General features: G+C 71.1%; 10 protein-coding genes and 1 tRNA gene. 2 read left to right on the forward strand and 9 right to left on the reverse strand.

The window, feature by feature from the left end; translation table 11 throughout:
- Window positions 1-180 precede the first annotated feature (180 nt).
- Window positions 181-1,842: a class I adenylate-forming enzyme family protein gene (locus tag DEJ27_RS08095; protein WP_111090701.1), complete on the forward strand. Its 1,662-nt coding sequence runs from the start codon at window positions 181-183 to the stop codon at window positions 1,840-1,842.
- 67 nt (window positions 1,843-1,909) lie between these two features.
- Here the strand turns inward: DEJ27_RS08095 and DEJ27_RS08100 are convergent, their stop codons facing one another.
- The 8 genes from DEJ27_RS08100 to DEJ27_RS17460 all read right to left on the reverse strand — a co-directional run bounded on the left by DEJ27_RS08100 (window position 1,910) and on the right by DEJ27_RS17460 (window position 10,294).
- On the reverse strand, window positions 1,910-3,250 hold the full coding sequence (locus tag DEJ27_RS08100) for a threonine/serine exporter family protein (protein WP_111090669.1): 1,341 nt from the start codon (window positions 3,248-3,250) through the stop codon (window positions 1,910-1,912).
- 99 nt (window positions 3,251-3,349) lie between these two features.
- Window positions 3,350-3,423: transfer RNA gene (locus DEJ27_RS08105), tRNA-Leu, on the reverse strand.
- Window positions 3,424-3,494: 71 nt separating this feature from the next.
- Complete coding sequence (locus DEJ27_RS08110; protein WP_110860717.1) at window positions 3,495-4,970, reverse strand: NAD(P)/FAD-dependent oxidoreductase; 1,476 nt, start codon at window positions 4,968-4,970, stop codon at window positions 3,495-3,497.
- Window positions 4,971-5,010: 40 nt separating this feature from the next.
- A complete protein-coding gene (locus tag DEJ27_RS08115; protein ID WP_110860719.1) occupies window positions 5,011-5,559 on the reverse strand; it encodes a DUF501 domain-containing protein in 549 nt (182 codons plus the stop codon).
- Between the two features lie 76 nt (window positions 5,560-5,635).
- The gene (locus DEJ27_RS08120) at window positions 5,636-6,169 is read right to left on the reverse strand and encodes a septum formation initiator family protein (RefSeq protein WP_110860721.1); all 534 of its coding nucleotides are present in this window, start codon (window positions 6,167-6,169) and stop codon (window positions 5,636-5,638) included.
- 468 nt (window positions 6,170-6,637) lie between these two features.
- Window positions 6,638-7,921 (reverse strand): phosphopyruvate hydratase, encoded by a 1,284-nt coding sequence (eno, locus tag DEJ27_RS08125; protein ID WP_111090670.1) that lies wholly within the window; start codon window positions 7,919-7,921, stop codon window positions 6,638-6,640.
- A 123-nt stretch (window positions 7,922-8,044) separates the two neighbouring features.
- Window positions 8,045-9,289, reverse strand: a complete 1,245-nt coding sequence (hisS, locus tag DEJ27_RS08130; protein WP_111090671.1) for a histidine--tRNA ligase — start codon at window positions 9,287-9,289, stop codon at window positions 8,045-8,047.
- Window positions 9,290-9,574: 285 nt separating this feature from the next.
- Window positions 9,575-10,294, reverse strand: coding sequence for a MazG family protein (locus DEJ27_RS17460; RefSeq protein ID WP_110860725.1), 720 nt, complete (start codon window positions 10,292-10,294; stop codon window positions 9,575-9,577).
- A 90-nt stretch (window positions 10,295-10,384) separates the two neighbouring features.
- Here DEJ27_RS17460 and nhaA point away from each other — a divergent pair, with 90 nt between their 5' ends.
- Window positions 10,385-11,563, forward strand: a complete 1,179-nt coding sequence (gene nhaA, locus DEJ27_RS08140; RefSeq protein ID WP_110860727.1) for a Na+/H+ antiporter NhaA — start codon at window positions 10,385-10,387, stop codon at window positions 11,561-11,563.
- 93 nt (window positions 11,564-11,656) lie between these two features.
- On the opposite strand, the gene mfd is transcribed toward nhaA, so the two are convergent.
- Window positions 11,657-15,265 carry a transcription-repair coupling factor gene (mfd, locus tag DEJ27_RS08145; protein WP_111090672.1) on the reverse strand — a complete coding sequence of 1,203 codons (3,609 nt, stop codon included), beginning with the start codon at window positions 15,263-15,265 and terminating at the stop codon, window positions 11,657-11,659.
- Between the last annotated feature and the right edge of the window lies 1 nt (window position 15,266).

The following is a 15,266-nucleotide window of genomic DNA, read 5'->3' on the forward strand; positions in this document are numbered from 1 at the left end:
ACAGAAGACGCACATCAGAGCCGGTTCGCGGAGCGCGGGCTAGTGTGACGAGCGGTGCACGTCACACCGCACGGACGACGCACGCCGCACCGGACCAGCGGTGCAGCAGGACGCGCGATCGGTGCCCGCGCGCAGCACCGACGGCGCGCGCCGCACCGCATGACCGCGGCAGGAGCGATGATGACCGACACCCGATCCGACTACGACGCGACACGCTTCCGCGAGGTGTTCGAGGGCAGCTTCACCTACGCGAACGGCTTCGCCCGCAACACCCACCGCTTCGCCGGCCGACCCGCGCTGCGCGAGCCGGAGACGGACCGCTCGTGGACCTACGCCGAGCTCGGCGACGCCGTCGACCGGATCGCCGGATGGCTCGTCCGGCACGGCGGCGGACGGGGATCGATCGTGATGGTCGAGCTGTTCAACACACCCGAGTTCGCGATGCTCTACCTGGCATGCCACCGCATCGGCGCGGTGTTCTCGCCGACGAACTTCCGGCTCGCCCCGGACGAGGTCGCGTTCATCATCGAGGACTCCGCACCCGCCGTCCTGGTGCACGACACCGAGCGGAGGAGTGCGATCGCCGCCGCGCTCGGGTCGTCGCCGCACCTGCCGGACCAGGTCGTCCCGGTCGGCGGCGACCACGACCGGTTCGCCGAGCTGCTCGCGTCCGAGCCCCTCTCCCCCGAGGAACTCGCGGCGATCGGCCCGCGCAGCACCTACGACGAATCGACCCGGCTCTACACCTCGGGCACCACCGGTCGCCCGAAGCCCGTCCCGCTGCCGAGCCTCGTCGAGGTGCTCAGCGCGCACGACGTGGTCATGCACTTCCCGCTCAGCCCGTTCGACAAGACGCTCAACATGTCGCCGCTGTTCCACCGTGGCGGCTTGTTCTCCGGCGGCCCGAACCCGGTGTTCTACGTCGGCGCCGAGCTCACCACGTTGCGCCACTTCGACGCCGACCGCGTGCTCGACCTGGTCGAGTCCGAGCACCTGACGTTCCTGATCGGAGCACCACCGAACCTGGTGCAGCTCGCCGATGCGCAGGAACGTCGGGCGAGGGACCTGTCGAGCCTCAACGGCATCGTGACGATGGGAGCGCCGCTCGACCGCGCCGCGGCCCTGCGCTACCAGGAGCTGCTCTCGCCACGCATCTTCAACGGCTACGGCACGACCGAGACCTTCTGGAACACGTTCCTGCGCCCCGAGGACTTCCCGGACGGCGCCGGCTCCACCGGCCGCGCGTCGACCGACGACGACGTCGCTGTCGTCCGCGTCCACGAGGACCGGCTGGCCGACCCGACCGACACGGTGGCGAAGGACGGCACCGACATCGGTGAGTTCGCCGTGCGCACCGTGAAGTCCGGCTACTCGTACCGGAACCCCGGGCTCGAGGCCGAGAAGTTCGCGAACGGTTGGTTCTACCCGGGCGACCTCGCCACGTGGGACGAGCACGAGCGGGTGACGATCGTGGGCCGCAAGGACGACATGATCATCTCCGGTGGCGAGAACGTGCACCCCGTCCAGGTCGAGGCCGTGCTGCAGGAGCACCCCGGGGTCGCCGACTCCGTCGTGGTCGGCGTGCCGGACGCGCAGTGGGGCGAGGTCGTCACGGCGTACGTCGTCCGCGCCGGCGACCGTCTGCCGACCGACGACGCCGAGGCCGCCGCCGTCCTCGAGGAGTGGACCGGCTCCCACCCCGGCCTCGCCCGGTACAAGCGCCCACGGCGGTACCGCTTCGTCGCGGACGTCCCCTACAACGCCACCGGCAAGAAGGTGCACTACCTGGCGAAGGCAACGGCCGCGGCGGACCAGGCAGCAGGCCGGCTGATCGAGCCGTAGCGGGCCCCATACCCGGCCGGTGACGGACTGGAGGCCCGTGGCGGCGCCGCCACGGGCCTCCGGGCCGTCAGCTGGTCGCGTCCACCGCGCGCCGGGGCGCGTTGCGGGCGAAGAGGCCGGGCAGGAGCCCGCCGATCTTCGTCCCGATGCACAGGCTGACGAAGGTCGCGAGCGGGGTCGCGAGCGCCTCCGGATCGAAGGTGGCGACCGCCACCAGCCCGACCGTCCCCGGCACGAGCAGCAGGAACGCCGGGAAGAACGAGACCGTCGCCGGGATCGCCGGCACGAGCCGCTCCAGCAAACGGGTCGCGACGAACAGCAGCGCCGCTGCGGCACCGGTCGCGACCACGCTGCCCCAGAGCGGCGTCGTCGTGCTCACCACCGCGTACGCGGTGACCATGACCGCCACCGACACGAGCGTCAGGCGCCATCCGGACCGGAACACCAGGCCGAGGCCGACCGCCAACACGACGACGGCGACCCACGACACCCAGTACACGGGGACGGACTCCCAGCCGGCGAGGTCCGTGCCGACCCCCGCGACCTCGCCGACGAGCGCGGCCGACGACGGATCGACGTGCAATCCGGTCAGGGCGCTGCCGGACGCGATGCCGGCGGCCATGAAGCCGAGCATGATGAGCCCCTGCACCAGCCGCGACGACCCGGTGACGATGTCCGCGGCGGTGAGTTCGAGCAACGCGTTGGTGATGAGGGCGCCGGGGACGAACACCGCCACCGGGGCGCAGACCGCGAAGAGCGGGACCTGCTCGAACCCGGTGCCCGCGGCGACCAGGCCGACGATCGCCGTCGACACGAACGCGGCCAGGAACGGGATGATCGCCACGGCTTCGCGGAAGCGCCGGAGGACCAGTCCGATCACGCCGACCAGTCCACCGACGACGAGCGCCAGCACGATCGCCCACCAGGGGCAGCGGAAGACGACGGCCAGGCCGGCGGAGGTCAGGGCGTTGCCGAGGATCCACGGCAGGGCGGGCGGCGGGACGGTCCCGGCGCGGATGGCCCGGACGCGGGCGGGGATCTCGGCGAGGGCGATGGAGCCGCTCTCGAGCCCGAGCACGACGCGGTTGGCGCGGGCGGCCTGGCGGGAGGACAGTTCGACGCCCTCGGCGTTGACGATGGTGGCGGCGCCCGTCGAGACCTCGCTCACCATCACCAGGGCGGGCAGGACCCCGATCGCGAGCGTCGGTCCGACCCCGGCGGCGTCCCGGGCCTTCTCGAGCGCCGACCGGACGTCGGTGACGGAGCTGCCCGCGTCCAGGAGCAGGGCTCCGAGGGTGCCGAGGAGCATGCCGACCGGGACGCTCTCGCCGTCGACGACCTCGACGTGGGCCTCCGGTCGGCGGAGGGCGTTCTGCAGGTTGGCGAGTGCGCTTCCGAGTCCGACCACGATCGTCGATGCTACTGGGCGTGCGGCGTTCGGTACCCCCGGTGGGACTCGAACCCACAACTCGGCGATTGTGAGTCGCGTGTCGGTTCACGAAGTCGGTACCCCCGGTGGGACTCGAACCCACAACTCGGCGATTTTAAGTCGCATGCCTCTACCGATTGGGCCACGGGGGCGGGCCGCAACAGCCTACCGATGCACGAAGGCGGCCACCCTTCGCAGGTGACCGCCTTCGTGACGAGTGTTGCTACTTGGCGTCGGCCTCGGCCTTCACCGGCTCGGCGGCGTTGGAGACGTCCTTCGCGGGCTCGCCGTAGACGGGGCCGGCGGCACCGGCGACCTTGCCCTCTTCCGGCGCCGGGGCTGCGGCGGGCGCGGCCGGGGCCTCGGCAGCGGGCTTCGGACGGGACGCGAACGCCTCGAACGCGGCACGCGGGGTCTCGCGGTCGTCGAGCGACACGATGTCGCGGCCCAGGAAGAAGCCACCGACCCAGTCACCGATGACGCGCCACTTGCGCTCCCACGACGGCATGGCCAGGCCGTGGTAGCCGCGGTGCGCGCCCCAGGCCAGGAAGCCCTTCATGGCGAACTTGCCGGACTGGAACACACCGGTGCCCAGGCCGAGGCCCGCGACGGCACCGAGGTTCTCGTGCTTGTAGTCGGTCGTCGCCTCGCCACGGATGGTCGCGACGACGTTCTTCGCCAGCTGCTTGGCCTGGCGCACGGCGTGCTGTGCGTTCGGCACGCAGAACCCGCCGACACCGCCACCGGTCAGGTCCGGCACGGCTGCGACGTCGCCGCAGGCCCATGCGTCGGCGATCACGCCGTTGTCGTCGACCACGCGCAGGTCGGGCTGCACGCGGATGCGGCCACGCTGCTCGAGCGGGAAGTCGGTGCCCTTGACCATCGGGTTCGCCATGACACCGGCGGTCCAGATGATGAGGTCGGACGGGATGGTCTCGATCGCGCCGTCGCTCGTCTTGAGCTCGCAGACGCCACCCACGGCCGAGGCCAGCTGGGTCTCGAGGTGCACGGTCGCGCCCCGCTCGGCGAGGTTCTTGAGCACCCAGTGCGACGTCTCGAGCGAGACCTCGGGCATGATGCGGCCCATCGCCTCGACCAGGTGGAAGTGCGTGTCGTCGAAGGACAGCTGCGGGTGGCTCTTCAGCAGGTCGGTGACGAAGGAGCGGAGCTCGGCGAACACCTCGATGCCGGCGAAGCCGCCACCGACGACGACGACGGTGAGCAGGCGGTCGCGCTCGGGACCGGCCGGCAGGTTCGCCGCCTTGTGGAAGTTGCTGAGGATGCGGTCACGGATCGACGCGGCTTCCTCGATGGTCTTCAGACCGATGGCCTCGTCCGCGACGCCCGGGATCGGGAACGTGCGAGACACCGCGCCGGCGGTCATCACGATCTGGTCGTAGGACTCCTCCCACGCCTCGCCCTCGGTCGGGGTGATCGTCGCCGTCTTGGTGGCGTGGTCGACCTTGGTGACCTTCGCCGTGACGACGCGGGTCTTCTTGAGGTGACGACGGTGCGCGACGACCGCGTGACGCGGCTCGATGGAACCGGCGGCGACCTCGGGCAGGAACGGCTGGTACGTCATGTACGGCAGCGGGTCCACCATGACGACCTCGGCTTCGCCCTGGCGAAGGTGCTTCTCGAGCTTCCATGCGGTGTAGAAACCGGCGTAACCGCCGCCGACGACGAGGATCTTGGGCACGGGGGATGATCTCCTTGGATGGGGGTGTGCGGGAGTCGAGTCAGACTTCGCCGCCACCCGCCCCGACTCCAGCGTCTGCACCGTCATCATACGCCCGGCACTCACACCGGGAGGGCGACCAGTCCGCGCGCTCGAGCGCGAGGTCGCCGATGGGGTTGACGCCGGGTCCGGCGGCGAGGGCGTGGCCGACGAGGGCGTGCAGGCACTTCACGCGGGTGGGCATGCCACCGGCGCTGATGCCGTCGATCTCGTCGACGTGTTCGATCGACTCGCGATCGGCCAGGTAGGACTCGTGGGCCGTGCGGTACTGCGCGGCGACTTCGGGGTCCTCGAGCAGGGCTGCCAGCTCGGGCATCACCTGGTTGGCCTCGAGGGTGCTGACCGCAGCGGTGGCCGCGGGGTGGCACAGGTAGTAGAACGTCGGGAACGGGGTGCCGTTCGACAGCCGGGGCTTCGTGGAGACGACGGTGGGGTTGCCACAGACGCAGCGTGCCGCGATCCCGATGACGTCACGTGCCGGTCGGCCGAGCTGCGCCGACACGACCTGGACGTCGCGGTCGGAGGGCGGGTCGAAGGGAGGGGTCGTCACGGGAACGTGAGCCTACCGGAGAAGCGGAACCCCTCGCACCGTCGGGCCGGACGGCTCCGCGCCCTGCGGTCCGGGACTACTTGCTCTCGCCCGTCCCGGAGACGTCGGGCGCGACGAGGTCGGCTGCCCGCTCGTCGGTGAGCCCGGACTGCAGCACCGACGAGAGCATCGCCTGCACCCAGTCGACCTTGGGCGTCTGCACCTTCGCGCTCACGGGGGTGCCGGAGTCGGTGGTGGGGGTCGTGTCGGCGGCCCCGCCCTCGGTGCCCATCACGAGGTAGCTCTCCTCGCCGGGGTACACGTAGAGCAGTCGGTCGCGGGCCTGTGCCTCGATGTACGCCGGGTCGTCCCAGCGCGCGACGTCCTGCTTCTTCTGCGCGACGTCGGCCTTCTGGCTCGCGACCTCCTGCTGCTGCTGGGCGATCTGCTCCTGCTGCTGGATGAGCGTCCGGAGCGACGGCGCGAGCACCACCACGAAGAGCACGATGATCGCGAGCATGAGCAGGCTGAACCCGGAGAAGTGGATCGAGCGGTACCAGGGCTGCGCGGGCGTGCTGCCGTCGGGCATCGCCACGGGGACGCGGCGGACGCGGGGCTTCTGGCTGGGCACGGTCCGACGATAACCCGGCACGGTCGGTCCGGCCGCCCGGCACGCGGCCGTTCGGCGCCCTCCCAGCGTCTCGCGTCGTCACGTCTCTGCCCAGCCGAAGACGCCGTCGTCTCGTCGAGACGCCTCCGGATTCGGCGGCGTCTCACGGACTTCGCGGCGTCAGCCTGACACGACGGCGTCTTGCAGACGGCGGACGGGTCCGGGTCCGATCGAGGCAGCCGGGAGGCACGGCTTCGGCCCGCCCCTGAAGTCCCGCACCTGGAGTGGTCACCACACACCGCCCGACGCACGTCCGGTGGTCACGTCCTGTCGGTCAGGCCCGGGCCAGCCGACAACTCGTGACCACTCGACGCAGCGCGCGCGGCACGTCCTGACCGCTCGACTCTTCGGGGCCGCACACACGACGAGACGCCGTCCTCGCGGAGGAGGACGGCGTCTCGGTGGTGCGGGTACTGCTGGCCGGGCCGGCTACAGCGACGCGGCGCGCGGGAAGGCCGAGCGCCCGGCGTACACCGCGGCGTCGCCGAGCTCTTCCTCGATGCGGAGCAGCTGGTTGTACTTCGCGACGCGGTCCGAGCGGGCCGGGGCGCCGGTCTTGATCTGGCCACCGTCGACCGCGACCGCGATGTCCGCGATCGTGGTGTCCTCGGTCTCGCCGGAGCGGTGCGACAGGATCGAGGTCAGGCCGTGACGGTGCGCGAGCGCGACCGCGTCGAGCGTCTCGGTGAGCGTGCCGATCTGGTTGACCTTGACGAGGATCGAGTTCGCGGCCTTCTCGTCGATGCCCCGCTGCAGACGCTTCGGGTTGGTGACGAACAGGTCGTCGCCGACGATCTGGACCTTGTCGCCGAGCTCGGCGGTCAGGTGCGACCAGCCTTCCCAGTCGTCCTCGGCCAGCGGGTCCTCGATGGTGACGAGGGGGTAGTTCGCGACGAGCTCGGCGAAGTAGGAGGTGAACTCCTGGCTCGAGAGCTGCTTGCCCTCGAACTGGTACTTGCCGTCCGAGAAGAACTCGGTGGACGCGACGTCGAGGCCGACGGCGATGTCCTTGCCGGGCGTGTAGCCGGCCTTCTCGATCGCGGTGAGCAGGAAGTCGAGCGCCGCGCGGTTCGACGCGAGCTCCGGCGCGAAGCCGCCCTCGTCGCCGAGGCCGGTGGCCAGGCCCTGCTTCTTCAGCTCGCCCTTGAGGGCGTGGTAGGTCTCGACGCCCCAGCGGAGTGCCTCGGAGAAGGACTCGGCGCCGTAGGGCACCAGGAAGAACTCCTGGATGTCGACGTTGGTGTCCGCGTGGGCACCACCGTTGACGACGTTCATCAGCGGGACGGGCAGCGTGTGCGCGTTCGGGCCACCCAGGTAGCGGAAGAGCGGCAGGTCGACCGAGTCGGCTGCGGCACGGGCGACGGCGAGCGAGGCACCGAGGATCGCGTTCGCGCCGAGGCGGGACTTGTTCTCGGTGCCGTCGAGCTCGATGAGCGCGGCGTCGACGAGGCGCTGGTCGGTGGCGTCGAAGCCCTCGAGCGCCGGGCCGATCTCGTCGAGGACGGCGTCGACGGCCTTGAGCACGCCCTTGCCGCCGTAGCGCGAGGCGTCGCCGTCGCGCAGCTCGTACGCCTCGAACGCGCCGGTGGATGCACCGGACGGGACGAGCGCGCGGGACACGACGCCGTCGTCGAGGAGGACCTCGACCTCGACCGTCGGGTTGCCTCGGGAATCGAGGACTTCGCGTGCGCCTACGGCATCGATCAGGGCCACGGGGTACTCCCTACACATTGGTTGTGGTGATTGCGGTGTCGATCCTAGCGAGCGGAGGTGAACACGACGTCGGCCGTGACGCCGGGCTGTGGACGAGTCCGTGCTGGAACGAGGACTGGGTGCTCAGTCGAGCGGGCGGAACTCGACGCCCTCGAGCGACGCGGTGTCCGCCGAGACGGTCGCGAACGCCGTGAAGCCCTGGGCGGCGAGGCCGGCGAGCAGGTTCTTCGTGTTCTTCGTGCGACGCTCGAGCCGGACGCGTCGGTGGGACGCCAGCGCCTCGGTCTTCAGCGCGGCGAGCCGGACCGGGTCGACGTCCTTGTCGTACACGAGCACGACGGCGTCGGCTTCGGCGGAGTCCGGGAGGGTCACGAGGTCGACGAGCCGCTCGAACCCGAGCGAGAACCCGACCGCGGGGACGTCCTGCCCGAGGAACCGGCCGATCATCCCGTCGTACCGGCCGCCGCCACCGAGGCTGTAGCCGAAGTCGGGGTGCGCGACCTCGAAGATCGTGCCCGTGTAGTAGCCCATGCCCCGCACGAGCGTCGGGTCGAAGCGCAGGTCGACCCCGGGCAGCGCCTCGCGCAGGCGGAGCAGGTCGGCGAAGGCCTCGGCGTCGAGCCACGGCGCCCCCTCGACCGACGCCCAGTCGGCGGCCTCGAGCGCGCGGATGGTGTCCTCGAGCCCGGGCAGGTCGGCGCCCACGGTGCTGCGGAGTTCCGCCGCGACGCCGTCCGCACCGATCTTGTCGAGCTTGTCGATCGTGATGAGCGCGCGGTCGGCGGCGGCCGGCTCGGTGATCCCCCACGACGCGAGGAGCGCCAGCAGGATCCGGCGGTCGTTGATCCGGATCGTCGTGCCGCTGACCCCGAGGGCGTCGAGGGCCGCGGTCGTCGCGCGGATGAGCTCGATCTCGGCGAGCTGCCCGGGCTCCCCCAGGATGTCGATGTCGCACTGCACGAACTGGCGGTAGCGGCCCTTCTGCGGGCGCTCGGCACGCCAGACCGGCGCGATCTGCACGGATCGGAACACCGACGGCAGCTCCGCACGGTGCGAGGCGTAGAACCGGGCCAGCGGGACCGTCAGGTCGAACCGGAGACCGAGGTCGGCGAGGTCCAGCGGTGCTTCGGCTGCCCGCAGGTCCTCCGTGGTGAGCCCGCGCTTCATCACCGCGAACGCCAGCTTCTCGTTGTCGCCGCCGAGCCCGGAGTGCAGCCGCGCAGCGTCCTCCACCACCGGGGTCTCGATCTCGTCGAAACCGTGCCGCGAGTAGACGTCCCGCACGACACCGAGCACGTGCTCGCGCCGGGCCTTGTCCGCCGGGAGGAAGTCACGCATGCCACGGGGTGCCGTCACGGTCGTTGCCATGCGGTCAATTCTGGCAGACGGGCGCTTTCGACTTGCGCGCCTGCCGACCTACTGGCATACTGCATGCAGAACCTCGGTCCAGAGCGTGCCTGATCCACGCTCCGGACCGTTCGCGGGGCGACGTGCTGCAGTGCGTCCCGCGGTTCGAGCGGGCTTCCCTGTCGGCCCCTCTCCCTGGTGGAGCCGACGCCCGCTCACGGGCGTCCTCTCTTTTTCGGGTTGGGAGGGCGCCCGTTCTCCCCTGCCCGGATTCTCCGAGCCCGGACCGACGTCGCGCACCAGGGATCACTCCACGGCCCGACCGGCCTCCTCCAGCGCCGACACGGCGGCCCGCAGACTCGCGACCGGGTCCACCCCGCGTCGTGCCGCAGCCGCGACCTCCCCGAGCACCGCTCGCCCCCACTCAGCGTCGACCGTCCCCACGCCGTCGTCCGCCGCCGGCGCGGCGGACGCACCACGGGCCTCCAGGCCGACGCCGGAACCGACGCCGGAGCCGGACCCGGCCCCGGCCCCGACGACGGACGCGACGACCGCGTCGGCATCCCCACGTTCCTCCAGGCGTTCCAGTAGCTTCACCGCGCGCTCCAGCGGCGGCATCGCCCGCGGCACCCCGTCGAACGCACTCCGTCGGCTCGCCTTCTCGGCCGCCTTGGCCGCACGCCAGACCCGCACGACGTCCTCGACGGTGTCCGCCGTCTCGTCACCGAACACGTGCGGGTGCCGCCTGGTCATCTTGTCCCGCACCCCGGCGGCGACGTCCTCGAGGGTGAACTCCCCCGCGCGGGCGGCGATCCCCGCGTGCAGGACCACCTGGTAGAGCAGGTCGCCGAGTTCCTCGCGGACGTCGTCCGGGTCGCCGTCGTCGATGGCGTCGACGAGTTCGTACGACTCCTCGACGGCGTAGCGCGCGAGCGAGGCGTGGGTCTGCGCCCGGTTCCAGACGCACCCGCCGTCCTCGGCGAGCAGGCGGTCGACGACGGTCACGAGGTCCGGTACGGCGGTCATCTGGTCATCGTGCCACCCGCGTAGACTGGCCGTGGTGTGTCGGGAAGTCTGGTCGACGGACACTCACCCGACCCCTCGAGACGGAGATCCATGTCGTCCCTCGTCCGCTCCCCCCGCTTCAGCGCCATCGCGCTCCTCGCCGCCGCCGTGCTCGGCCTGGTCGTGGCGAACTCGCCGGTCGGCCCCGGCCTCGAACGGCTGCTCGACGCGCACCTGCCGCTCGGTGCCCTCGGCCTCGACCTGTCGATCGCGCACTGGATCAGCGACGGTCTGCTCGCGGTCTTCTTCCTGCTCGTCGCGATCGAGCTGAAGCAGGAACTCGTCGACGGCGAGCTGTCGAACCCCAAGACCGCGATCATCCCCGCCATCGCGGCAGTCGGCGGCGTGCTCGTCCCGGCCGGCATCTTCCTGCTCGTCACCGCGGGCACGCAGTACACGCACGGTTGGCCGATCCCGACGGCGACCGACATCGCGTTCGCGCTCGGGGTGCTCGCCATGTTCGGTCGCGGGCTGCCGAGCGGCATCCGGGTGTTCCTGCTCGCGCTGGCCGTGCTCGACGACCTCATCGCGATCATCATCATCGCCGTGGTGTTCGCCCACGACACCGACTTCCTGGCCCTCGCGGGCGCTGTCGTCACCCTCGCGGCGTTCTGGCTGCTCGGCCGGATGCTCCGTCCGGGGCGCAGCGGGCAGACGCTCATCATCGTGGCGATGGTCGTGGTCGGGCTCCTGACCTGGTGGCTCGTCTACCACTCCGGTGTGCACGCCACGATCGCCGGCGTCGCCTTCGGGCTCGTGCTGCCCCGCCGCCCGGGCCACACCCTGCACGAGAACGTCGAGCCGTGGTCGAACGCCATCGTGCTGCCGGTGTTCGCGTTCGCGTCGGCCGCCGTCATCATCCCCTCGGTCGGCATCAGCGAGCTCTCCCCCACGTTCTGGGCGGTCGTCCTCGCACTGCCGGTCGGCAAGGTGATCGGCATCACGCTGTTCGGCACGATCGCCACGCGGATCTTCCGCTCGCCCGGCCGCTCGTCGCTGTCGTTCTTCTCGATCATCACCGTCGGCGTGCTCGGCGGCATCGGGTTCACGGTGTCGCTGCTGATGAACGAGCTGGCGTTCGCCCGCAACGAGGAGATCCTCGACGAGGGCGTCCTCGCCGTGCTCGTCGGCTCGGGCATCGCCATCGTCGCGTCGGCGGTCGTCGTCACCCTGCGGGCGCGGGCGTACCGCGCGCGCCGCGAGCTGTCCGAGGCCGAGGACACCGAGTAGCGACTCGCGGGCCGGGGTTTGCACTCGTTCCGCGACAGAGCGCGCGTCGTTCGACGCGTGGATCGTCGCGAACGGCGTGCGCGCCGTGGACGGCTACGCGGCCGGCGCCTCGGCCGGGGTCGTCGCCCCGTACACGGCGGTGAGGATGCTCTCCACCCACTGGATGAGGGCGTCGTCCGGCAGCGCCTGGTCGTGCGGACGCGGCATCGGGATGCTCGTCGCGTTCTGCTGCGGGAACCAGCGCGCCCCCGGGAACATGCGCTTGAGCCGCACCTGCGACGAGTCGGCGAGCTCCTTGCCGGCGACCCGCAGGTTCGAGCCCATCACCACGACGTCGGACAGGCCGACCTGCTGCGCCATGCGACGGAGGCGGGAGACCTCGACCAGGGTCTGCACGGCCTGCGGCGGCTGCCCGTAGCGGTCGGTGAGCTCGTCGAGCACCATGTCGATCGCGTTCGGCTGCGCCGTCGGGGCCGAGGCCGCCGAGAGCTTCTGGTACGCCTCGAGCCGGAGTCGCTCGGACTCGACGTAGTCCTCGGGGATGTGCGCGTCGACGGGGATCTCGAGCCGGAGCTCGGTCTGCCCCTCGGCCACGTCGCCACGGAACTGCGACACCGCCTCGCCGATCATCCGCAGGTACAGGTCGAACCCGACCCCCGCGATGTGGCCGGACTGCTCCCCGCCGAGCAGGTTGCCGGCCCCGCGGATCTCGAGGTCCTTCATGGCGACCTGCACGCCCGCGCCGAGCTCGTTGTTCGCGGCGATGGTCTCGAGGCGGTCCTGGGCGGTCTCGGACAGCGGCTTGTCGGAGTCGTAGAGGAAGTACGCGTACCCGCGCTCCCGCCCACGGCCGACTCGACCGCGCAGCTGGTGCAGCTGCGACAGGCCGTACTTGTCCGCCTTGTCGATGATGAGCGTGTTCGCGTTCGCGATGTCCAGGCCCGTCTCGATGATCGTCGTCGAGACGAGGACGTCGAAGCGGCGCTCCCAGAAGTCGACCATGACCTGCTCGAGGGTGGTCTCCGACATCTGCCCGTGGGCCACGGCGATGCGGGCGTCCGGCACGATCTCGGCCAGGTGCGCGGCCACCGACTGGATGTCCTTCACGCGGTTGTGCACGTAGAACACCTGGCCCTCGCGCAGCAACTCGCGGCGGATCGCCGCCGCCACCTGCAGGTCGGACTGCGGCCCGACGAAGGTCAGGATGGGGTGGCGGTCCTCGGGCGGGGTCGCCAGGGTCGACATCTCGCGGATGCCCGTGACCGCCATCTCGAGCGAGCGCGGGATCGGGGTCGCCGACATCGCCAGGACGTCGACGTTCGTCTTGAACTTCTTGAGCTGGTCCTTGTGCTCGACGCCGAACCGCTGTTCCTCGTCGATGATGACGAGTCCGACGTCCTTGAAGGTGATGCCCTGCGACAGGATCCGGTGGGTCGCGATGACGATGTCGACCGTGCCGTCGGCGAGCCCGGCGATGGTCTCCTTCGACTCCTTCTCGGTCTGGAACCGGCTCAGGGCGCGCAGGTGCACGGGGAACCCGGCGAAGCGCTCCTGGAACGTCTCCATGTGCTGGCGGACGAGCAGGGTCGTCGGGACGAGCATGACGACCTGCTTGCCGTCCTGCACGGCCTTGAACGCGGCACGGATCGCGACCTCGGTCTTGCCGTAGCCGACGTCGCCGGAGAGCAGGCGGTCCATCGGGATCGGGCGTTCCATGTCGCGCTTGATCTCGTCGATCGTGGTGAGCTGGTCGGCGGTCTCGGCGAACGGGAACGCCTCTTCCAGCTCGCGCTGCCACGGGGTGTCCGGACCGAACGCGTGCCCCTTCGACGCCATGCGCGCCGAGTACAGCTTGACCAGGTCGACGGCGATGTCGCGGACGGCCTTGCGGGCCTTCGACTTGGCGGCGGACCAGTCCGAGCCGCCCATCTTCGACAGGGTCGGGGACTCGCCGCCGACGTACCGCGACAGCTGGTCGAGCTGGTCGGTCGGCACGAAGAGCTTGTCACCCGGGTAGTTGCGCTTCGACGGCGCGTACTCGAGCACGAGGTACTCACGCTGGGTCTTCACGGCGTTGCGGCCGCCGCTGGAGACCTCGCGGCTGACGAGCTCGACGAACTTGCCGATGCCGTGGGTCGCGTGCACGACGACGTCGCCCGGCTTGAGCTGCAGCGGGTCGACGACGTTCTTGCGCCGGCTCGCGAGCTTCTTGACGGTGCGGGCACCCTGCTGGACGCTGCGGCCGTAGAACTCCGCCTCGCTCAGGACCGCGATGCGGGGTTCGGGGATCGCGAAGCCGTGCTCGACGGTCGCGGTCGTCACGACGGCGACGCCGGGCTCGGGCGGCGCGGTCACGGCATCGGCACGGGCGGCGACCCCGGCGTCGGCGAGCACCTGCACCGCACGCTCGACGAGGCCCTGGCCCTGCGCGGTCACCACGACGGCCCACCCGTCGTCGGTCAGCGACTTGACGTGCGCGATCGCCCCGTCGGCGCTGCCGGCGAAGCTCGGGACGGCCTCGGCCCGGACGCGGATGTACTCGCCGGCCTCGGCAGCGGCCTCGGCGTCGGTGAGGACGCGCTCGGTGTCCCCTTCGTCGAGGCCGGAGTCGAACGGCGACACCGTCCACCAGGTGCGCTGCCCGCGGGTGTTCTTGAGCTGCTGCACGGTCAGGAAGTTGCCGGCGTCCAGGTCGATCGGGGCCTGGGCGCCGGCGACCGCTGCGCTCCAGGCCGCCTGCAGGAACTCGGTGTTCGTCTCGGCGAGGCTGTTCGCGCGGCCGTTCACCCGCTCGGGGGAGAACACCGCGATGGTGGCGTCGTCCGGCAGGTAGGAGGTCATCGGCACGAGGTCCTGCACGAGCGCCGGAGCGAGGGACTCCATGCCCTCGACCGGGATGCCCTCGGCGATCTTCGCGAGCATCTGCGACAGGTTCGGGAACTCGTGCAGCATCTCGCGCGCCCGTTGCCGGACGTCGTCGCTGAGCAGGAGTTCGCGCGAGGCGGTGAGCTCGACCGACCCGAGGTCGTCCTCGGTGGTGCGCTGGTCGGCGACGGAGAACGCCTTGATCGCCTCGATCTCGTCGCCGAAGAAGTCGATGCGTGCCGGGTGGTCGGCCGTCGGTGGGAAGACGTCGAGGATGCCACCGCGGACCGCGAACTCACCACGGCGGGTGACGAGGTCGACGCGCGAGTAGGCGAGGTCCACCAGCTGGGACGCGATCGCCGCCAGGTCGTTGCCCCGCGAGTCGGTCCGCAGCACCACGGGCGCCAGGGACGTCAGGTTGCTCGCGATCGGCTGCAGCGCGGCGCGGACGCTCGCGACGACGATGGTCTGGCGCCGCTCGGCCGGGTCCGCCGCCTGCCACGCAGCGAGCTTCCGGAGCGTCGCGATGCGCGTGCCGACGGTCTGGGCACTCGGGCTGAGGCGTTCGTGCGGCAGCGTCTCCCACGCCGGGAACTCGAGCACGTCGGCGTCGGGGACGTAGCTGCCGAACGCTTCGCGGACCGCCTCGGCCTCACGCCCGGTCGCCGTGATGACGAGGACGCACTGCGGACCGTTGCGCTCGGCGAGCAGCGCGCCGAGCAGCGGCACGCGCAGGCCGTCCACGACGGAGAAGTCAGCGTCGCGCGGTGCGGCGCGCAGCACGCGATCGAAGGCGGAGGCGCGCGAGAGCGCAGGGATGATGCCCGAGATCGTCACT

This window comes from Curtobacterium sp. MCPF17_018, assembly GCF_003234135.1.
Classification (GTDB): Bacteria; Actinomycetota; Actinomycetes; order Actinomycetales; family Microbacteriaceae; genus Curtobacterium; species Curtobacterium flaccumfaciens.